19 protein-coding genes and 1 pseudogene are annotated in these 20627 nt (G+C 59.0%); 4 read left to right on the top strand and 16 right to left on the bottom strand.

The features are described 5' to 3' along the window. Positions 1-74: 74 nt before the first annotated feature. The 4 genes from AB3X96_RS34940 to dapA all read right to left on the bottom strand — a co-directional run bounded on the left by AB3X96_RS34940 (position 75) and on the right by dapA (position 4725). Positions 75-833 carry an SDR family NAD(P)-dependent oxidoreductase gene (locus AB3X96_RS34940; RefSeq protein WP_368593280.1) on the bottom strand — a complete coding sequence of 253 codons (759 nt, stop codon included), beginning with the start codon at positions 831-833 and terminating at the stop codon, positions 75-77. Positions 834-1035: 202 nt separating this feature from the next. Further along, entirely contained in the window at positions 1036-2517 is a 1482-nt protein-coding gene (locus AB3X96_RS34935) for an aldehyde dehydrogenase family protein (protein ID WP_368593279.1), read from the bottom strand. Positions 2518-2547: 30 nt separating this feature from the next. Next, positions 2548-3786 (bottom strand): NAD(P)/FAD-dependent oxidoreductase, encoded by a 1239-nt coding sequence (locus AB3X96_RS34930; protein WP_368593278.1) that lies wholly within the window; start codon positions 3784-3786, stop codon positions 2548-2550. Positions 3787-3846: 60 nt separating this feature from the next. Continuing rightward, positions 3847-4725, bottom strand: coding sequence for a 4-hydroxy-tetrahydrodipicolinate synthase (gene dapA, locus AB3X96_RS34925; protein ID WP_368593277.1), 879 nt, complete (start codon positions 4723-4725; stop codon positions 3847-3849). 220 nt (positions 4726-4945) lie between these two features. On the opposite strand from dapA, the gene AB3X96_RS34920 reads away from it, so the two are divergent. After that, positions 4946-5386, top strand: coding sequence for a hypothetical protein (locus tag AB3X96_RS34920; RefSeq protein ID WP_368593276.1), 441 nt, complete (start codon positions 4946-4948; stop codon positions 5384-5386). Here the strand turns inward: AB3X96_RS34920 and AB3X96_RS34915 are convergent. The 3 genes from AB3X96_RS34915 to AB3X96_RS34905 form a co-directional block, all read right to left on the bottom strand. Further along, a complete protein-coding gene (locus AB3X96_RS34915; RefSeq protein WP_368593275.1) occupies positions 5383-5589 on the bottom strand; it encodes a hypothetical protein in 207 nt (68 codons plus the stop codon). The genes AB3X96_RS34920 and AB3X96_RS34915 overlap by 4 nt on opposite strands. A gap of 200 nt (positions 5590-5789) precedes the next feature. Beyond that, complete coding sequence (locus tag AB3X96_RS34910; RefSeq protein ID WP_368593274.1) at positions 5790-7313, bottom strand: CoA-acylating methylmalonate-semialdehyde dehydrogenase; 1524 nt, start codon at positions 7311-7313, stop codon at positions 5790-5792. 49 nt (positions 7314-7362) lie between these two features. Further along, positions 7363-8691: an aspartate aminotransferase family protein gene (locus tag AB3X96_RS34905; protein WP_368593273.1), complete on the bottom strand. Its 1329-nt coding sequence runs from the start codon at positions 8689-8691 to the stop codon at positions 7363-7365. A 113-nt stretch (positions 8692-8804) separates the two neighbouring features. On the opposite strand from AB3X96_RS34905, the gene AB3X96_RS34900 reads away from it, so the two are divergent. After that, on the top strand, positions 8805-10223 hold the full coding sequence (locus AB3X96_RS34900) for a PLP-dependent aminotransferase family protein (RefSeq protein ID WP_368593272.1): 1419 nt from the start codon (positions 8805-8807) through the stop codon (positions 10221-10223). Between the two features lie 55 nt (positions 10224-10278). Here AB3X96_RS34900 and AB3X96_RS34895 read toward each other — a convergent pair whose 3' ends face one another. The 9 genes from AB3X96_RS34895 to AB3X96_RS34855 form a co-directional block, all read right to left on the bottom strand. Next, complete coding sequence (locus AB3X96_RS34895) at positions 10279-11040, bottom strand: GntR family transcriptional regulator (protein WP_368593271.1); 762 nt, start codon at positions 11038-11040, stop codon at positions 10279-10281. A 19-nt stretch (positions 11041-11059) separates the two neighbouring features. Then, positions 11060-12091 carry a proline racemase family protein gene (locus AB3X96_RS34890; RefSeq protein ID WP_368593270.1) on the bottom strand — a complete coding sequence of 344 codons (1032 nt, stop codon included), beginning with the start codon at positions 12089-12091 and terminating at the stop codon, positions 11060-11062. 12 nt (positions 12092-12103) lie between these two features. Further along, positions 12104-13585 carry an aldehyde dehydrogenase family protein gene (locus AB3X96_RS34885; RefSeq protein ID WP_368593269.1) on the bottom strand — a complete coding sequence of 494 codons (1482 nt, stop codon included), beginning with the start codon at positions 13583-13585 and terminating at the stop codon, positions 12104-12106. A gap of 3 nt (positions 13586-13588) precedes the next feature. Then, on the bottom strand, positions 13589-14662 hold the full coding sequence (locus AB3X96_RS34880) for a proline racemase family protein (RefSeq protein WP_368593268.1): 1074 nt from the start codon (positions 14660-14662) through the stop codon (positions 13589-13591). Positions 14663-14712: 50 nt separating this feature from the next. Beyond that, the gene (locus tag AB3X96_RS34875) at positions 14713-15591 is read right to left on the bottom strand and encodes a dihydrodipicolinate synthase family protein (RefSeq protein ID WP_368593267.1); all 879 of its coding nucleotides are present in this window, start codon (positions 15589-15591) and stop codon (positions 14713-14715) included. A 34-nt stretch (positions 15592-15625) separates the two neighbouring features. After that, complete coding sequence (locus tag AB3X96_RS34870; protein WP_368593266.1) at positions 15626-16291, bottom strand: amino acid ABC transporter permease; 666 nt, start codon at positions 16289-16291, stop codon at positions 15626-15628. 10 nt (positions 16292-16301) lie between these two features. After that, positions 16302-16973, bottom strand: coding sequence for an amino acid ABC transporter permease (locus tag AB3X96_RS34865; RefSeq protein ID WP_368593265.1), 672 nt, complete (start codon positions 16971-16973; stop codon positions 16302-16304). 9 nt (positions 16974-16982) lie between these two features. Next, positions 16983-17816, bottom strand: a complete 834-nt coding sequence (locus AB3X96_RS34860) for an amino acid ABC transporter ATP-binding protein (protein ID WP_368593264.1) — start codon at positions 17814-17816, stop codon at positions 16983-16985. A gap of 256 nt (positions 17817-18072) precedes the next feature. Continuing rightward, positions 18073-18906 (bottom strand): transporter substrate-binding domain-containing protein, encoded by an 834-nt coding sequence (locus AB3X96_RS34855; protein WP_368593263.1) that lies wholly within the window; start codon positions 18904-18906, stop codon positions 18073-18075. A 131-nt stretch (positions 18907-19037) separates the two neighbouring features. Here AB3X96_RS34855 and AB3X96_RS34850 point away from each other — a divergent pair. Both AB3X96_RS34850 and AB3X96_RS34845 read left to right on the top strand, forming a co-directional pair. Beyond that, positions 19038-19493 (top strand): annotated as a pseudogene (locus AB3X96_RS34850) (FAD-dependent oxidoreductase); the annotation flags it as partial. A 629-nt stretch (positions 19494-20122) separates the two neighbouring features. Beyond that, the gene (locus AB3X96_RS34845; RefSeq protein WP_368593262.1) at positions 20123-20455 is read left to right on the top strand and encodes a hypothetical protein; all 333 of its coding nucleotides are present in this window, start codon (positions 20123-20125) and stop codon (positions 20453-20455) included. The last annotated feature ends 172 nt before the right edge of the window (positions 20456-20627 follow it).

The following is a 20627-nucleotide window of genomic DNA, read 5'->3' as shown; positions in this document are numbered from 1 at the left end:
TGCTCGATCCGACTTTACATTGGGTCGTCGTCGAGCGGAGACTTCGGCGTCACATCACTGTTTTGCGAATCCTGCTAACGAATATAGCTACCACCGTTCACATCGAGAGTCGCGCCGTTCAGCGACGCTTGCGACGGCCGCAAGACAAAGCAAACCAGTTCTGCCACTTCCGACGGTGCAGCCATTTTGCCGATTGGGATATCGGCGACTGCAGCGGACATTCCATGTTTTTCAACGAAGTCCTCTGCCATATCGGTTAGCACCCACCCAGGCGAGATATTCACAGCGGTTATGCCGTCGGTCCCAAATGAGCGCGCGATAGATTTCGTCAGGTTCGCAAGCGCAGCCTTGGTCGCGCCATAAGGCATGGCATTGGCCGCGTAGCCCCTCTGGGCCGCCCGACTCGACATATTGACGATCCGCCCACCGCCGTGCAATTTGAAGTGTTTGACCGCTTCACGACACAAGTCGGCTGCAGCGAAAACATTCACTTGAAACTCCTTCTGCCAAACGGCGCGCCACTCCGCAGGGCTGGCGTCGACCGTGACTTCAGTACGAATACCAGCGTTGTTGATTAGGCCGTGAATGTGACCAGCAATGTCGATGGCTCCGCGCCAGAGTTCAAAAGGGCCGTCGGCAGTCGACAAGTCGCCCTGAATGATTGCGCCGTTGCCTTCGATGCGAGCTAAAAGTGACTGCGCTTTCGCTCTGTCACGACCGTAGTGGATGATTGGCCGCGCGCCTTCAGAAGCGAGCCGCTCGACGATGGCAGCGCCAATACCGCCTGTAGCGCCGGTGACGAGAATAGTTTGACCATCAAGCGGTTTGTTCAATTCAATCCCTCTGCCTAAGGACTCGCCGGCGGTTCCCCTCTGCCACGGACCACCGCGGGCTGCCTGGACGAGTCATCGATAACTCGCGTGTCTCCGGCAACAAGCGCGCCGCCATGCTCCGCAACCTGATAGCGCGTCTTCGCCGGAACTAACGCAGTTTATGGGGCCCCTCGATACCGAGGGGCCCTCAACGGTCATTGCTTTAACTCTTCCTGATGTACCAGCCCCAAGGTTCTTCGCCGACGAATCTGGTCACCTGCTTGGTCTCGAGGTAGTTATCGAGGCCCCAGCGACCCAGTTCGCGGCCGATGCCAGATTGCTTGTAACCGCCCCACGGCGCTTCGGTGAATGTTGGCTGCGAGCAGTTAATCCAGACAATGCCGGCACGCAAGGCAGCGGCAACCCGTTCGGCGCGCGCATCATTCTTCGACATCACAGCCGCGGCAAGACCGAAGCGCGAATCATTGGCGAGCGCGACGGCCTCTTCTTCAGTCTCAAACGGACGCACGCAGACGACCGGACCAAAGATCTCCTCGACCCATGCATCGCTGTCGAGCGGCACATCCGTCAGGATGGTCGGACGCAGGTAGTAGCCCTTGTCGAAGCCTTTGGGGCGCGTCCCACCCGCAGCAACCGTCGCACCCGCTGCCTTCGCGGCTTCGATGGCGGCCACAACCTGCTCGTGTTGGTGCTTCGAAACCAGCGGTCCAAGAAGGACACCGTCGTCAAGACCGTTGCCAACCTTGATGCGGTTTGTTTCTTCAATCAGTCGTGCAAGCAGCTTGTTGTAAATGCCCTTTTGCACCAGGACACGCGACGTGGCCGAGCACACCTGCCCCTGGTTCCAGAAAATGCCGAACATAATCCACTCGACGGCCTGTTCAATGTCAGCATCCTCGAAAACAACGAAGGGCGACTTGCCACCCAGCTCGAGGCTCACGCGTTTGATGTCGCGTGCTGCGGCTGCCATGATTTGCGAACCAATCGGGCCTGAGCCTGTGAAGGCCAGCTTGTCCACGCCCTTGTGGTCGATGATCGCTTGACCGGCAACAGAGCCAGAGCCCGTGAGGATATTCAGCACGCCAGGCGGCAGTTCCGCTTCGTGCGCAATGGCTGCCAGCTCCAATGCCGTCAGCGAGGTCACTTCCGCGGGCTTCAGGACCACCGTGCAGCCTGCGGCGAGTGCCGGCGCCACTTTCCATGCCGCCATCAACAACGGGTAATTCCACGGGATGATTGCGCCCGCCACACCGATGGGCTCCTTCACGGCCTTCGACGTGAATCGGCCATCGGACAGCTGGATTTTTTCTTCGGGGTGGTTGTCAAGCTCTTCTGCGAGACCCGCGTAATATTCGAAGCAGCCCGCAGCATCACCAATGTCCCACATTGCTTCCGGAAACGGCTTGCCGTTATCGATGGATTCGAGACGCGATATTTCTTCCTGACGCTTGCGGATGCCCTTCGCAATGGCTCGGAGGTATTTGGCGCGCTGAGCACCGCTCAGTCTGGGCCAACCGTCGTGGTCGAACGCCCGACGCGCGGCCTTGACGGCAATGTCCACATCTTCAGCCGAGGCAGCGCTGATTGTCTTAATGACTTCTTCCGTTGCCGGATTGATGACATCGCGCGTCTCGCCGTTGACGGGCTTGACCCACTTGCCATCGATGTAAAGTTCGTTTCGCATAAAGATTGCCTTGCCGATAGTTCAAATCAGTTAAAACCGGTCGACGCGATAGGGCCTCATGTCTACGGGCGGCGTAACGCCTGTGATGAGGTCGGCCATCAATCGGCCCGTGGTCGCGCCATACGTGAGTCCGAGGTGTCCATGCCCCGTGGCGTAAAACACGTTGCGACGCCTGGCCGACCGCCCCATGACAGGGACCGTGTCCGGAAGCGCTGGCCGATGACCCATCCACTCGCTGGTCTGTTCGGCCTTGAGTTCGGGAAGCGCCTCCCTGGCTCGCTTCACAAGAACCTTCGCTCGTCGATAGTCCGGGGGTGCGTCGAGGCCTGCCATTTCCACAGTGCCACCGACGCGAATGCCACCCGCAGTAGGCGTCACCATGAAGGCTTTGGCGGGCCAGATGATCGAATGCTTCATGGAGATGCCCGGCGCCATGATCTGCGTGTGATAGCCTCGCTCGGTTTCGAGCGGGATGTGCTCATTCAGTAGCGCAGATAGGCGACCGGTGAATGCTCCGGCGGCCAGCACAACCTGGCTCGCCTCCAGTAGGCGACCGTCTTTCAGTCTGACCGCCGAGATTCCATCTTCGGCATGCTCGAAGCCGCCGACTTCGCCTTGTTCGATTCGACCACCGAGCACCTTGAATTGATCTGAAAGCGCTACGACTAGCTTGTATGGGTCCGCGATAGACCGGTTGTCCGGAAAGAGAACGGCCTTCCCAATTTTGTGCGTCAGCGCTGGCTCCAGGTCACGAATGGCACTCCCATCCAGGACCTGATGCTGGAATCCAAAGCGCTCAAGGATTTCGATATGCTCGCGGTCGGCCCGGAACTCCGCCTCGTCGGTGTACAGGCTGAGGCAGCCTTCCTTGCTCAGCATGTGCTCGAGGCCGGTTTCCTTGAGAAGCGCGTCCAGGTCCTGGTAGACGCGGCCGCACAGTACCGCTCCAGCGGCTTCCAGCTCACGCAGCTTTGAAGGCCGGCTCGCAGAGAGAAAACGCATGAACCACGGTATGAGCTTCGGCATGTAGCCGGGTCGAATCCGTACGGGACCTTCTGGGTCCAGCATCCACTTCGGCATTTGCGCCCAAACTCCCGGGCGCGATGCCGGCATGAATTCCGTCACTGCAATACTGGCCATGTTGCCGAACGACGCCCCTTTACCAGGCGCGTCCCGGTCGACAAGTACAACCGACTGGCCGCGTCGCTGCAGGTCGTACGCGATGGTGGTTCCAATGATTCCAGCGCCGATGACAACGATAGGTGCCACAAATACTCCCCGCGAACGCTTGCAATTGGCTGGAGATCTCGCTCCAGCCGCCAATGACCACTACCAGTTCAGGATGGGCTCCATCGCTGCCCGGAATGCCTTCTTTTCTTCGTCCGTCAATTCTCCCAGAGGCGCACGGGCATGACCGACCGGCGTGCCCTGCAGTTCGCAGCCGTATTTGATTTTCTGAACGAACTTGCCGCTCTCGAGGATGTTCATGGCACGATAGAGCGTTGCCATCATTTCACGCGCCTTGTCCAACTCGCCGGAGCGGAACACACGGTCAAGGTCACAGCAAGCCTTCGCCATGCAGTTGGCCGGACCGCAAATCCAGGTGTCCGCGCCCCAGAACATGAAATCGAGCGCGACGTCATCGGAGCCAGAGATGAGGTCAATGCGGCCTTTGTAACGCGAGTAGATGTCGATAGCGCGCTGGAGAACTCCCGAGCTTTCCTTGATGCCGATGACGCGCGGGTCATCAGCAAGCGCGTCCATCAGCTCGAACGAGATTTCGATGCCATCCTTCGGCGGATAGTTGTAGAGGATGAGGTTGACGCCGGTCTCGTCCAGTACGGTCCGGTAATGCGCAAGGAGTTCTTCCTGTGTCGGACGAGTGTAGAACGGCGTTGCCAGAAGGACCGTGTCGTAGCCGATTTCCTTTGCTTTCGCCGTGTTCTCTATGACTTCGCGGGTTGCTGGTGCGTTCGTGCCCGCGATAAGGGCCTCATTGTCGTTGGCGAAGTCCTTCACGAACCGGAGCACCTCTTCGCGCTCCTCGTTCGACATCGAAAAGTATTCGCCGGTGGAGCCCAAGGGTACCCAACCAGTCACTCCTGCAGCACGCAGATTGAGCATGTGCTTCTCGAGCGCCTTAAAGTCGACCTTGTTGTTCGCGTCAAACGGCGTCACCAACGCCGGCATCACACCAGACAATTTCATCTCATTCTCCATCACAATTTCGTCATCGATTTCCGAAGCCTTCCGGTCTGCCCCTGCGCCTCGGTCTAACAAATGCTTTGCACCCAAATTCCGAATCAACCTACGGCGCCGCCCCCATTAGTAGTCCTCCGTATGGGTGCGATACCGCTTGCCCTGAGAACCGGTCCGAGGTGAGCGCCAGGTCTTACCCTGGCTGATGCGTCTGCGGCAGGAACCATGCTTGGCCGACGCTGGAAGTGCACCTGGTTCCAGCCCCAGCGGCTGGCGTCGAGACAGCCTTCCAAATACACCAATCGGTATGTTTGGCTGTGTGCAAGTATGTATGCAGTTTAGGAAGGTCATCTTCTCGTGTCAACTTGGCGATTGCCGTACTCTGCCTTTGGTAAAAGTCTGCTTTCCCGGCGCTGCCGGCGTGGTCATTTTTCAATTGAAATGGGCGATAAACAGTAAAAATCACTCACTCACATGGAAAACGATCGCACAGGCAATTGTGATTTACTGGTCCGTTCCTACCGTTCAGGCTTCCTGCAGCCTTGGAGCGGCCGTCCAACCCACCGACTTGCGCGGCAATTGCGAGTCCAGCCTCGATTTCAGCGACCGCCTCAACGAGAATGCTGCCAATGCCGGCGTTACCGTCAAAATCAAGGCGCCGGGATTTTAAAATTCAACCTGTGCAAACGGACTAGCGTTATCGAGCCAGTCAAATCGCGCGTCTACGGTGCCGCCGGGCGCGTCAGGATGGTGTGATGTTGCTGTGTGCCCTTCGATGGGGTTGCTGGAAGCATGGCTCTCTGCCGGTGCCAACGCGCCCTCAATGGCAAGTTCCTGAGCAGCCGTACTGTCGTCGAGATTTGTACGAGTCATTAGTGTGTTCCTTGTCTGGTAGCACGGGAATCGATTGCATTCGAAGTCGCCTTCCGCGGATCGGACCGGGATTTGTAATCTGGAGGCAAAAAAAGGGCCGGCGCCTTCGGTACGGAGCCGGCCGAAATCACTCACGCTTCTCGCTTACCCACAGTGAGTTCACTCCTGAAGAATCAAATCGGTCCTGACCTGCGCTGGAATTACTTTGCGACCGGCATCGTGAATTCAGCGCCCTTGCTGATGCTGTCGGGCCAGCGCTGCATCACGCTCTTGTATCGCGTATAGAAGCGGATGCCTTCTTCGCCGTACGCATGATGGTCGCCGAAGAGTGACTTCTTCCAGCCGCCGAACGAGTGCCATGCCATCGGCACCGGGATCGGCACGTTGACACCGACCATCCCCACCTGGATCTGACGCGTGAAGGCCCGGGCGACACCGCCATCCGACGTGTACAACGACACACCGTTGCCGAATTCGTGTGCGTTAATCAGCTTGACCGCACTGGCGAAATCCGGAACACGGATGACGGCAAGGACCGGCCCGAAAATTTCTTCCTTGTAGATTTTCATGTCGGTACGCACATCATCGAAAAGGGTGCCCCCGATGAAGAAGCCGTCTTGCGCTGCGACGGGATGAGCACGCCCGTCCACGATGAGCTTTGCACCTTCTGCTTCGCCCGACTCGATGTAACCGGAGACTTTCGCCTTATGCTCAGCCGTCACGAGCGGACCCATTTCCGCATCGAGATTCTCGCCGTTCTTGATGACCAGCGAATTCACGCGGGGAATCAGCTTTTCGATCAGCTGGTCACCCGTATTGCCAACGGCGACCGCCACCGAGATAGCCATGCACCGCTCGCCCGCCGAGCCGTAGGCTGCACCGATGAGTGCATCGACGGCCTGATCGAGGTCAGCGTCAGGCATCACGACGAGGTGATTCTTGGCGCCACCGAGCGCCTGGACGCGCTTTCCTCGCTTCGACGCTTCCGTATGGATGTACTCTGCAATCGGCGTGGAGCCGACGAACGAGATGGCCGCCACGTCCGGATGCTCGATGAGTGCATCGACCGCAACCTTGTCGCCGTTCACGACATTGAACACTCCGTCCGGCAGACCGGCTTCCTTGAGCAACTCGGCAAGGCGTAGGGAAGCCGACGGGTCGCGCTCCGACGGCTTCAGAATGAATGTGTTGCCGCAAGCGAGCGCCACGGGGAACATCCACATCGGGACCATGACCGGAAAATTGAACGGCGTGATGCCGGCCACGACGCCCAACGGCTGACGCAGATTCCAGTTGTCGATGCCGCCGCCGATCTGGTCGGTGAAGTCCGTCTTCAGGAGGTTCGGGATGCCGCACGCAAACTCGACGACCTCGATGCCGCGGACGACTTCACCCTGAGCGTCGGTGAACACCTTGCCGTGCTCGCGGGTGATGAGCATCGCGAGTTCGTCGTGGTGCCTGTTCAACAATTCCTTGAACTTGAACAGGATTCGCGCACGCTTGAGCGGTGCCATCTCGCTCCAGCTCGGAAACGCTGCTGCTGCGGCCTGCACGGCGCGGTCGACTTCCTCCACAGAAGCAAGGGCGACTGCGCCAGTGACTTCCCCGGTGGCGGGATTGAAGACGTCCTTGAAACGGTCGCTCGACGGAGCGACGACCTGACCATTGATGAAGTGGCTGACCTGCTTGGCGGAGAGGTTTGCCGTTTCGCTTGCTACGTTCATTTGAAGACTCCGGGATTCCAGTTTGGCCATGACGGCCGGGCGATTCAACTCAGGCCACGTCGCGCAAGGCGTTGCGCACGGTGGAGAAGATCTGGTCAATCTGCTTCTCATCGACGATCAGCGGCGGCGAGAAAGCGAGGATGTCGCCGGTGTAACGCACCAGCACACCGGCTTCGAAGCACTTCAGGAAGACCTCGTAGGCGCGCGCTCCCGGCGCACCCGGACGCGACTCGAGCTCGATGCCTGCGACCAGGCCTAGATTGCGGATGTCCTTCACGTGCGGGGCACCCTTCACTTCATACGCCGCGTCTTCGAACACGCCGGAGAGCTCTTTTGCACGCTCGAAAAGCCGGTCGCGCCTGTAGATGTCCAGCGTTGCAATCGCCGCGGCGGCAGCTGCCGGATGCGCGGTGTAGGTATAGCCGTGGAAAAACTCAATCGCGTTCTCGGGGCCGGCATTCACTACAGTGTCGTGAATCGTGCGGCTTGCCGCTACGGCACCCATCGGAATAGCCGCGTTGTTGATGGCCTTGGCCATCGTGATGATGTCCGGCTTGACGCCGAAGATTTCGCTCGCGGTTGCGGCGCCAAGGCGGCCGAACGCCGTAATCACTTCATCGAAAATCAGCAGGATGCCGTGCTTCGTGCATATTTCGCGCAGTCGTTCGAGGTAACCCTTAGGCGGAACGAGCACACCGGTGGAGCCGGCGAGCGGCTCGACAATGACCGCTGCGATGGTCGAGGCATCGTGCAACGCAACAAGTCGCTCGAGCTCGTCAGCCAGATGGGCACCCCAAGTCGGCTGGCCTCGCGTGAATGCCGTTTCTGCAACGTTGTAGGTGTGCGGCAAATGGTCCACGTGCGGCATCAGGTTGCCGGAGAACGCCTTGCGATTCGGCAAGATGCCGCCCACAGAAATGCCACCGAAGCCCACACCGTGGTAGCCACGCTCGCGGCCAATGAAACGGGTACGTTGACCTTCGCCGCGAGCACGGTGATAGGCGAGCGCCATCTTCAACGCCGTATCGACCGACTCGGAACCGGAGTTGGTGAAAAAGATGCGGTCAAGGCCGGCCGGCATGAACTCGGCGACCTTCGCTGCAGCCTGGAAGGCCAGCGGGTGTCCAATCTGGAACGTTGGCGCGTAGTCCATCGTCTCGAGCTGCTCGCTCACGGCACGCGTGATTTCGGTACGGCCGTGACCCGCATTGACGCACCAGAGTCCGGCCGTCGCGTCCATCACCTGACGGTCATCGACCGTCGTGTAGTACATGCCTTTGGCAGCCTTGAACAGTCGCGGCGCAGCCTTGAATTGGCGGTTCGCGGTGAAAGGCATCCAGAACTTCGTCAGGTCCAGGTTCGGTTGATTCGCGCTCATTTGGTGACTCCGTGAAGGTGAGCCAACTTTATCCAGGTAGCGCGCTACAATCACTGGACAGCATGCAATGAGCAGTCAGACCGTATTGATTATCCTCTTCGAACTGTATTGAAATGTTCAAGCTGAACCTGTCGCGCTCCCGCAAGAACGAAGGCACGCTGGTGGACCAGATCGTGTCGTCGATCGAACAGGAACTCAGACAAGGTACATTTCCGGCGGGCACTGCGCTTCCCTCAGTCCGCGCCCTCGCGAAGAGCCACAATCTGAGCACCTACACGGTCTCCGAGGCCTATCAGCGTCTCGTTTCACTCGGCCTGGTGATCGCGCGCGCCGGCGCTGGCTACCGCATTGCTACACCGGCGGCGAAACCACCTGCCGCCCCTGCGTGGAGTGCACCTAGTCTCAACAAGGCGTGGTTGCTGTCCGATGTTTTCGCGGACAAGACTGTGCCCATCAAAGCTGGCTGCGGATGGATACCTAACGACTGGATAAACGAGAGCGGTCTCCAGCACGCCCTGCGTGTGGTCAGCCGCGTGCCCGGGCCGCGTATCGGGGGCTATGGTCATCCGTACGGACTCGCGTCTTTGCGCGAACACATCGCAAATTCACTGAGAAGGTACTCGCTGTCTGTCGGCAGCGATGATGTTCTGCTGACCCAGGGCGTCACGCAGGCATTGGACCTGATCGTTCGCACACTGCTGCGACCCGGCGACACTGTGCTCGTCGAAGATCCGTGCTACTGCAATCTGCTCGAGATCCTGAAAGTCGCCTTCGTCAATGTCGTCAGCGTTCCGCGCACGCCCGAAGGCATCGACAGTGCACAGCTTGAAGAGGTCGTGAGGGCCCACAAGCCGAAGATCATGTTCGTCAACACGGTTCTGCAAAACCCCTCTGGGACTTCGCTGAGCGCTTCCTCGGCCTTCCGGCTTTTGCAGATTGCCGACCGTGAAGGCATCTGGATTGTTGAGGACGACATTTCGCGTGAGCTCGCGCCTGCGGGCGCGCCCTGCCTTGCCGCGATGGAGGGTTTGCAACGCGTCATCTACGTGTCTGGCTTTTCGAAAACCATCACGCCCGCAATGCGGGTCGGCTATATTGCAGCCAGTCGCGAGCTGCTGTCTCGCTTTGCGTTGACGAAGATGGCGGTCGGACTAACGTCGTCCGAGGTGACCGAACGTGCCGTGGCGAATGTTCTGATCGAGGGACACTACGACCGACACACAGCACATATCCGGGAGCGGCTCTTCAACGCTCATGCCAAAATCACGCAGTCGATGCTCAGCGCCGGTCTCGAGGTATTTCACACGCCGAACGCAGGCCTTTTTCTATGGGCCAGATTGCCGATCCGGCCGGAAGACAGCATTGCGGTCGCAAACAAAGCCCTCAAAAAGGGAATCTGGCTCGCCCCCGGCTCATACTTCCGCCCTGGCGAGCATACGTCCGAGTGGTTTAGGTTTAACGCGGCCACATCTGACGCTCCCGAACTCTGGACATTTCTGGAGGGCTTGCGGGGAAGCGCTTCTCACCAGTAACAAAAAAGGCCGCTCCTTTGTTAAAGAACAGCCTTCGGAGGAGCTAGGCTGGCGATTAGAGGATAGCCAACGATTCCGTCATGTTCTGCCGCATGTAGTCAAGGAACCGTTTCTGGAACAGCATCGTGTGCTCGTGTGCCAGTTTTTCGGCTTCGTCGGCATCCCGTTGTGCAATCGCGTCAATCATTTCCGCGTGATCCCGACCGAGCTTCGTCGCGGTCGGCGACGTAACGGTGAAGTCGAAGTGAAGATGCAGGAGGCGCTGCCCTTCTCCAAGCAGACGTTCGTAATACCCAATAAAGTACGGATTGTTCGCCGCATGGGCGATGGCGATATGAAGAGCTTTGTTCGTCTCCGACATTGCCTGGAAGTCGCCGCTTTCGACCGCCTGCATGTACTCCTCATCTGCCATTCGAATGCGCTTGAGGTCTTCTTCCGTCCGGTGCTGGGCGGCCAGCCGCGTCACCGCGCGCTGAATCAGGTCCAGCGCCGAGATGTACTTCGGGAACTCTTCAATCTCGAAAGGCGTCACGAGCGTCGTGCGGTTCGGGAGAATCGTCACGAGACCTTCGCTGATGAGGCGCGCAAGCGCGTCGCGCACCGGTGAGCGCGACAGACCAAACTGCGCCGCCAGAGAGACTTCGTCGAGCGGCGCGCCTGGCTTGAGCTTCAACGTCAGAATCTGCTTGCGCAATTCCTCATAGATATACCGCCCGCCGTGTCTGCGGACGGTGGATTCTGTCTCCGTTCCCTTGCTCATCGCTTCACCGCCGTAGTCGTGGGCCCGAAATGCCGGGCGCGCCTTCAAGTTTATCATCGTGTGGGCTCCTGCCGCCTCAGGCCTTCGGAAAACCGGAACCCCAGGTATCACTCAGCATGAAACCGGCAGCCAGCGGGTCGTCCGGGTCGACACCAAGCTGCTGGATGCCATAGACCCAGGCCCGCCCCTGCACTCGTGGCAACACGGCAGGCTTGCCGCCGACTTCGGTCTTTCCTCGCAGCTCGACAACGAACTCGCCGCCGATGGTCGAGCGCGACTTCAACCGGCTGCCGACGTCGACGAGACCGCGAGCCGACAAAGTGGCCAGATTGGCCGAACTGCCCGTGCCGCACGGTGACCTGTCCACCCGACCAGGCGGAAGCGTTGTGCAGGTCTGGTAAAGGTCTTCGCTCACCCGGTTACGGAACATCACATAGGCGACTTCGTTGATTTCCGGGAAAAGCGGATGCTGAATCCTGATCTGGCTGTTGATAACGTCCTTCAGCCCGACTCCGAACTCGGCAAGTTCGCGCGCGTTCTCGGGCGCAATCTTCAAACCCACCTGCTCGACGTCGACGAGTGCATAGTAGACGCCGCCAAATGCGATGTCCGCCTTGATTTTGCCAAACTTCGGCGTGTCGAAAATGAAGTCGAGTTCCTCGACGAACGCCGGCACCATATCGAGTGAAACGCCCGTGCAACGACCGTCACTACATGCGGCTCTTGCCGTGACCAGACCCGCCGGCGTGTCAAGGACGACCGTTGTTTCAGGTTCCTGCATCTCCACCATGCCTAGTTCCAGCAGCGCCGTCACAACGCAGATGGCGTTGCTCCCGGACATGGGGTGCGCCTTGTCCGCCTGAAGTACGATGAAGCCCGCGTGAGCTTCGGGACGCGTGGGCGGCAACAGGAGGTTCACAGACATCTGCAGACAGCCTCGCGGCTCGAGGACGACGAGCCTTCTCAGGCTGTCGTCGACCTCGTTGATGTAGTTCATCTTGTCGAGCATCGTCGCACCCGGGATTCCGATGACTCCCCCGGTGATGACTTTGCCGATCTCGCCTTCGCAATGAACGTCGATGATTTGAAGCGTCTTTTTCCAGCGCATGATTGACAGACCTTACTTGATGTACCAGCCCCAGGGCTTATCACTGTCGTACCGCGTGATCTGCTTGGTTTCAAGGTAGTTGTTCAAACCCCATTCACCAAGTTCGCGACCGATTCCGCTCTGCTTGTAGCCGCCCCACGGCGCCTCGGTGAAAGTCGGCTGGCTGCAGTTAATCCAGACAATCCCCGCGCGCAATGCCCTCGCCACGCGCTCGCAACGCGTGTTGTCACGCGACATGACCGCGGCCGCAAGACCAAATCGGGAGTCGTTCGCCGAGCGCACCGCCTCTGCTTCGTCATCGAACGGACGGATGCAGACGACCGGCCCAAAGATTTCTTCGTTCCAGACCCAACTGCCGGCCGGAACGTCCGCGAAGACGACCGGCTCCATGAAGTACCCCTTGTCCAGGTGAGCAGGTCGGCCGCCGCCGACCACTAGCCGGGCGCCTTCGGTCACGCCACGCTCGACCGCCTCGCGAACCTTCTCGTACTGGCCTTTGCTCACGATAGGCCCGAGCAGCACACCGTCTTGCAGGCCATTGCCGATGGTGAGCTTCTGGGTCTCTTCTTTCAGACGCTCCAGCAGGCGGTCATATATTCCACGCTGCACCAGCACGCGCGAAGTAGCGGAGCAGACCTCCCCCTGGTTCCAGAAAATGCCGAACATGATCCACTCGACCGCCGCCTCGATGTCGCTGTCATCGAAAACGATGAATGGTGATTTCCCACCCAGTTCGAGGCTGACATTCTTGATGTCTCGCGCAGCGGCCTGCATGATGCGGCTGCCGGTAGGCACGCTGCCTGTAAATGCAAGCTTGTCGATGTCCGGATGCTCGGCGAGCGGAGCGCCAGCGTCCTTCCCAAGGCCCGTCAGAACGTTGAGGACACCAGGCGGCAGGTCGGCGGCGGAAACGATGCTGGCTAACTCAAGCGCCGTGAGAGGTGTCAATTCCGACGGTTTCAGAACCATGGCGCAGCCAGCCGCTAACGCGGGGGCCACTTTCCATGCCGCCATCAGCATCGGGAAGTTCCATGGAATGATTGCGCCCGCCACACCGACTGGCTCCTTGCGAGCAACCGAGCTGAAGCGCTCATCAGAGAGAGCAACCGGCGTCTCGGCATTCTCATCAAGCTTCTCGGCCAGGTTTGCATAGAACTCGAAGCAGCCGGCGGCATCGCCCACGTCCCAGAGCGCCTCCGGAAGTGGCTTGCCGTTGTCCCGTACTTCGATTTCCGCCAGTTCCTGCAGGCGGTCACGAATACCTCTACCAATGCGACGGAGGACCTCGGCACGTTCGCCGCCGCTCATACGCGGCCAAGGACCTTCGTCAAATGCCTTCCGTGCGGCTTGCACCGCAAGGTCTACGTCTTCGGCGGTCGCAGCCGCAACCTTTGCAATAACCTGTTCGCTGCTCGGATCGATAGTCTCAAAGCTGCCATTCTTGACTGGCGCTACCCAGCGACCATCGATAAAAAGTCGTTCGTACGATTTCATGATTCAGCCTGCAATCGATTGGTGGGATTTGATGAGCTTGTTGTCGACCGCCTCAAGCCAGGTGTCTGCCAAGGTGAAGCCGGTCTGAAACCTGTCCGTGGGGTCAACGCCAACCTGCGAAATCGAGGTAATCCATGCCTGTCCCGACACCACTGGCACGATTGCATCGTAGTTGCCAACACGTGTCGTCGACGCAACCCGGCTTTCGAACCGTGACCCCGTGATGGATTCGTGAATGAAGGTCTCACCGACGTCGATCAGACCACGCGCGTGCAGCACACTGAGGCGCGCTGACGTTCCCGTTCCGCATGGAGAACGGTCGCATCGTCCCGGCGAAACAATCACCGTGTTGCGCGCGAAGAGCTTGCCGTTCTCCCGCTGGAGTGGCCCCATGAACTGGGTGTTCGTGACGCCCTTGATTAGCGGATTGAGAGGATGTGAAAACGGCAACTGGTCTACGGCTGCTGCCTTGATTTTCTGGCCGAGTTCGCAAAGCTCGCGCGCTACATCCGGCGTGATGCTGAAGCCAAGAGACTGCGCGTCGACCAGAGCGTAAGTCATGCCCCCATACGCGACATCGATCTTGATACTGCCGAGGCCCTTCACTTCGATATCGGCATTCAGGTTGGCGACGAAGGCCGGTTGATTCGTGAACTCGACGCGCGTTACTTTGCCATTCGAACACTCGCAGCGTGCGTGGATGAGTCCGGCTGGCGCCTCCAGTATGAGTTCGGTCACCGGTTCGTGCATCTTGAGGATGCCAGTTTCCAGCAGCACCGTTGCCACGCACATGGTGTTCGAGCCTGACATCGCGACGTACTCGGTGGACTCTCCAATCACGTAACCCATCTGCGCGCGCGGGTCCGTCGCAGGCAAAATGAAGTTGACGTTGTGATTCACGGAGCCGCGAGGCTCGAAAAGACAGATTTTGCGGAGCTCGTCGCCATACTCCTCAAGGTAAACCATCTTCTCGAACATCGTGTTGCCTGGCACGTCAATCAGACCGCCCGTAACGACGTTGCCGACCTCGCCTTCCGCATGGCAACCGACCATCGTAAGCGTCCTGTTCCAGCGCATCGCTCTTGTCCTTGATAGAGTGCCGGCGGACTGCTCCGCCGGCTTCACGTTTACGCCTGGGCGGCTTCGAAGACCTTGCGGAAGTCAGCCTTTTCCTGTTCCGTGAGAGGCTGCAGAGGCATGCGGGCAGAGCCCACCTTGAAGCCTGCGAGTTCGCAGCCATACTTGACCTTCTGCACAAACTTGCCAGCTTCCATCGTCGCCATGACCGGGAAGAGCGAGCGCATCACGTCCTGGGCGCCGCGAATGTCGCCGGCGGAGAACTTGTTGTAAAAGTCCACGACCGGCTTCACGAAACAGTTCGCCGGACCACAAATCCAGCTGCTCGCACCCCAGAGGAAAAAGTCGAGCGCCTGGTCGTCGGAACCGCAGGACAGCTGGTAGTTATCCTTGTACGTCTCGCCAATTTCGATAGCCCGCAGCAGGTTGCCGCTGCTTTCCTTGATCCCCACGACGCGCGGGTTGTCCTTGAAGGCATCCAGCACGCCGAAACCGACCTCCACATTCGTGCGAACCGGGTAGTTGTAGAGGACGACGTTGACGTCCGGCACTGCTTTCAGAATGGCTTCGTAGTGGCCGATGAGTTCTTCCTGTGATGGCAGCGCGTAATACGGCGGAGCGATGAGAACGTTCTCGTAGCCTGCGTCACGGACCAGTTGCGTTTGCTCGATCACTTCGCGAGTACACGAACCATTCGCACCAGCGATGAGCGTGCCGCGATCACCGACGACTTCGAGAACCGTCTTGAGAATCGCGCGACGCTCGTCATGGGCGAGAGCGTAGTATTCGCCCGTCGAACCGAGAGGGACAAAACCGGCGACGCCGGCCTTGAGTTGAAACTCAAGAATGTTGGCGAGAACGTCGTGGTCGACTGCACCGGCAGTGCTGAACGGGGTAACGAGTGCGGGCAGGATGCCTTTCATCTGCATGTGTTTCTCCAATAACATCAGTAGACGGGTAAGGTTAGTAAGCGAAGCGCCTGAGGAATCGCGACTCGACTACGCCAACGAGGCGCGTAAGCGGAAAAGCCACCAGGAAGTAGATGATGGCGACGGTCGTCAGAAACTCGACCGGCTTTGCTGTGCTATTCGAGATGTTCTGCCCGACGAACATCAGGTCCGCTACGCCCACCGACGAGATGAGCGCGCTCTCCTTGAACAGACTCACGACATTCGAGAGCAGCGGCGGAATCGCGCGCAGCAGCGCCTGAGGGAAAATCACATAAAGGATCTTCGCCTGGGGCGTCAGGCTCAAAGCAGTACAGGCATCGTGCTGTTCGGCGGAAATGGACTTCAATGCGCCCCGGAACGTCTCGCTGGTGATGGCCGCCATATACAAGGTCAAGGAAATTACAACCGAGACATAGGGTGGTATATCGACCCGGAAGACGACCGGAAAACAGAAGAACACCCAAAAAAGCTGGATGAGCAGCGGCGTGCCGCGGAAGAACTCGACGTAAAGCGTCGTCGCACCTTTGAGCAGGCGATTGGGCGACATGCGAAGCAGGCTCAGCACAAACCCGGCGAGACTTCCGATGACGGCACAGCTACTCGTGAACGCAACGGTAAGACCCAGCCCTTTGAGCAGGACCAGCCAGTAAGGAAGAACAGCTGAGAAATCGAGGTGCATGGCATTCTCCTCAACGCTTGACTGCCAGGTCCTGACGCCGCTCGATCACATGGACGAGCTTTGCGATGGGCAGGGACAGGGCAAAGTAGATGAGCGCGACAACCGTGTAGGTTTCGAGCGGCCGATAGGCTTCCGTCGCGAGACTCTTGCCGACATACATCAAGTCAGCGACCGCGACGATGGCGACGAGCGCGCTTTGCTGCAGGCTGCCGATGCCATTGGTCATGAGGACCGGCATGGCGCTGCGAAGAGCTTGAGGCAGCACGACATACAGGGTGCGTTGCCACGGCTTGAGACCCAAGGCGACGCATGCGTCGAGGTGTTCCTTGGGGACCGCCTGGACGCCTGCACGGTAGGCTTCAGCGTTGAACGCGGTCAGGTTGAGACCAAGCGCGAGCACCCCCATCAAGATGGGGTCGATGAAGACGTCGACCATCATCGGAATGCAGTAAAAGAACCAGACGATCTGCAGGAGCGCCGGCGTGCAGCGGAAAAACTCGATGAACAGTTGAGCCGGCCAGCGCACGGCGACCCATCTGCTCATTGCCATGAGACAGAGAAGGAAGCCGAGCACAAGCCCCATGAGGTTCGAGGCGACAGCAAGCTCGATGGTGACTCTGAGGCCATCGAACAGTGCGCCGAAACTGCCCTCGAGAAAGCGGAAATCGAAGTGGTAGTTCATGTTCGGACCTCAGTCGAGATGCAGCACTTTCTCGAGGAACTCACGCGTGCGAGCTTCCCTGGGGCACTTGAATATTTCGGCCGGAGCGCCTTGTTCGACGATTTTTCCGCTCGCACAGAAGACCACGCGAGTGGCGATGTCACGCGCAAAGTGCATATCGTGCGTCACGATGATCATCGCCATCTTCTGTTCCGCAAGCTGAAGCATCACGTTTTGCACTTCGATGACCATCTCCGGGTCGAGGGCCGACGTGACTTCATCGAACAACATCAGCTTGGGCTCGAGCATGAGGGCACGCGCAATGGCCACCCGCTGCTTCTGGCCGCCGGAGAGCTGGCTCGGGTATGCGTGGAGCTTGCTTTCAAGGCCGAGCCGGGCCAGATACTTGCGAGCTCGCTCAGTCGCTTCTGCTTTGGTGATGCCGCTGACCTTCATCGGGGCGAGGATGAGGTTCCCCAGGACGGACAGGTGCGGAAACAGCGTGTAGTGCTGGAACACCATGCCAACCTGCTTCTGCAGCCTGGTATCGATGCGCTTCGACTTTCCCGAGTCGGCTCCGTAAATGTAGGGCTTGCCCTGGAAGCCAATCTGGCCGCTCTGGACGCCTTCGAGGCCCATCATGACGCGAAGCAGCGAGCTTTTACCGCTTCCGCTCGGTCCGATGATGACTAGCCTGTCGTCGGCGCGCATGTCCAGGTTCATGTGGTCCATGACGACGAGGTTCGGACCGTAGGATTTGTAGACGTCTCGAAACTGCACGAAATCGCCGAAGGTTGAGTTGGCTGATTCGAGCGCGCCCGACGGAATATCGGGTTGACTGATCAGCGGTTGCGAAGAATGCATGGAATCTCTCCAGCGAACGCGCCCGCGGGCGCGTGGTGTGTGATTCGAATGAACAACGGCTGGCGACCGTGCCAGCCGCTGCCAAGTCAGTACTGCTTGGTAACTGGCGGATAACGATCTCGCGATCCTGTTCAATCTATGCGCAGTCTTGCGTACTGCGTTACGCCGTCAAACTTGTCGGAGTCTGATCGACGCGTGATTCTGCAAACGTACTCGGCGCTGCGCATTTCATGCGCGGTGCGCGCCGGCGGTGGCTTTACTTGTTTGCGACCAGCATGGCGTGAACAGACACCTTGATGAGGCGGTCGACTGCGCCGGATTTGACCTGTTCCTGCACGTATTTGTTGAGTACGGCGATGTCAGCGGCCGGCGTTTCCTTCTTGACACCGAAGGCGACTTCCTGTTGCGCGAGCGGCGGCTGCGGACGAATGACTGCGGCCCAGTCGGGATGCGCTTCCGTCAGAAGCATGTTGGTGATGTTTGCGTCAGCGAGGAGGTCCGCGCGCTTCGACATGAGAGCGAGGCGGGTCTCGTCGTTACCCGGCAATCGCATGATGCGCGCCTGCTTCAGCGCGGCCGAAATCGCCTTGTCCTGCGCAGATCCCGACATGACCGCGACGGTCACTTCCGGCTTGTCAATATCGGCGATGGTTTGAGCGCCCTTGGAAATCTTTGGATTGTTCCTGTTGTAGGCAAAGGAGACGTTGTAGTCCGTGGCAGGGGCGGAGAAGGAAATGGCTTTTTCGCGTTCCGGCGTGTCATTCAACGCCATCGAGAGGTCCCACTTGTCGGACTGCAAACCGGCGACGATGTTGTCCCAGGTGGTATCGATGAACTCAACCTTTACCTTAAGCACGTCCCGCCCAAAGCTGCGACAAAGGTCCGAAAAGAATCCACTGTATTCGCCCGTCTTCGGGTCACGCATCACATAGGGCGGCGCGATGGCCGCGCCGCAACGGAGAACACCAGCTTTCTTGACACTTTGCCAGGCGCTGGCGTCATCCGCGTGAGCCGGGATGCCAACAGCGAGAAGACCGGTTACAGCCAGGCACGTCAAAGCGTGCCGGGTGAAGCGAGCAAGCAGAACCATAATTACCTCCCGAGGTCATCGGTAAATCGTTGAAGTGAACCCGATCATCACACATTCCTGAGCACTTTTATGTGTGCATCGTTGCACACAGACTAGGATGCGCGATCTAGACTGTCAACCAGGCAGACGCCATGCGAGTTGTTGTTTTGGGCAGTGGAGTCGTCGGTGTGACGAGCGCGTTTTATCTCGCACGTGCAGGACACGAGGTCACCGTCATCGACCGCGAACGAGGTCCCGCGCTGGAGACGAGTTTTGCGAACGCGGGGCAGATTTCGCCCGGCTACGCGGCGCCGTGGGCAGCGCCGGGCGTGCCGCTCAAAGCCGTGAAATGGATGTTTCAGAAGCACGCACCGCTCGCGATTCGCCCAGACGACGCGGACAAGCAGTTCCAGCTGCAGTGGATGTGGCAGATGCTGCAGAACTGCACGGCCGAACGTTATGCCATCAACAAAGCGCGCATGGTGCGCCTCGCCGAATACAGCCGGGACTGTCTGCAAGCGCTACGCGCTGAGACCGGCATCCAGTACGAAGGTCGAACGGGCGGCACGCTTCAGGTTTTCCGGACTCAGCAACAGTTTGACGGCGCAGCCGTTGGTTCAAGTAACTTTGTTCCCGTTTTGCAAGTAATTTTGTTCCTCGCCCCCTTGGTGTCGCGATCGAGGCTGACCCAAAAACACGCGCACCTGCGCAGCGGCCTTCGGGTATTTGCGGGTTGTATCGGGCGCTTGCTGCGGATCACGTCCATGATTGGCTCCCGGGCAGCATCTTTGCAATGGTATATGAGGACGCCAGAGACTGCATTCGTCATCGGGGCTGCCGGTCACCATGTACCTCATCGCCAGCGCGAAGACAAAATCAGCATTCAGGTGGCCGTCTTTCGCCACCCGGGCGAGGTACATGCACGAACCGGCCCTTCGGGTTCCTTGACCCACCGGATGAGCGACAATCCGTCGTCGGTTTCCAGGAGGCGGATGCAATATTTTGGGTCATCCCGTTGCCCAGGTGGACGCCCACGGTCAATGTTATCCAGCCACACCGAGACAGCGCTGCGTGTGGCCTCGACTTCCCACTCTGCCGCCTTTTCGAGAAACTCCGAGAGCGGTGAACCGTGCAACCACGCGCAACACGATGCTATCTCCTGATCGGTATAGAGGTACCCCTTGGTTGATATCTTGGAATCCTTTACATATCGGATAAGCCCCGCAGCACGCATTTCGTGAGCCAGTCCGACGAAACGCGCCAGTTTTTGAGTTGGATTTCGGCCGATTTGCCCCGGATCCTGATGCGCCCAACAGAGATCAAGTTCAGCGAGAGCAACGTCAAATGGGCATCGGAACGACCAGTGTTTGCTTTCCTCCCTATGCGTCCTGACCCAGTTGGGGTGCCACCCTTCAACCGTCAGTTTCCATTCACAGCGACAGATGCCGTGGCGTTCCCGGAGGGAATCCTGGGCATGCCTGGCGAGGGTGACAAAAGAAGGCGAAGCCACGGAAAACGCGCTGATGCACTTGTAGAAGTCAAGGACGCTGGCGAATCCGAGACCTCGTGACCGGAGATGCTCGAGCTTGATCCTGGTCTGCGGTGGAAAACGACAGGTCTCCATGCCCCAGGTGTCTCCAGGTTTTACAAGGAGAGACTCAATTACTTCAGGCATCGGCACGAGAGCACGCAACTGGCCAAAAGCTTGGGCCAATGAGAGGTTTCCCAGAAATCCATCGTCT

This window comes from Paraburkholderia sp. BR13439 (genome assembly GCF_040948805.1).
Lineage (GTDB): Bacteria > Pseudomonadota > Gammaproteobacteria > Burkholderiales > Burkholderiaceae > Paraburkholderia > Paraburkholderia youngii.
Note: the sequence above shows the minus strand (reverse complement) of the source record. Positions and strands in the feature narration are given on the sequence as shown.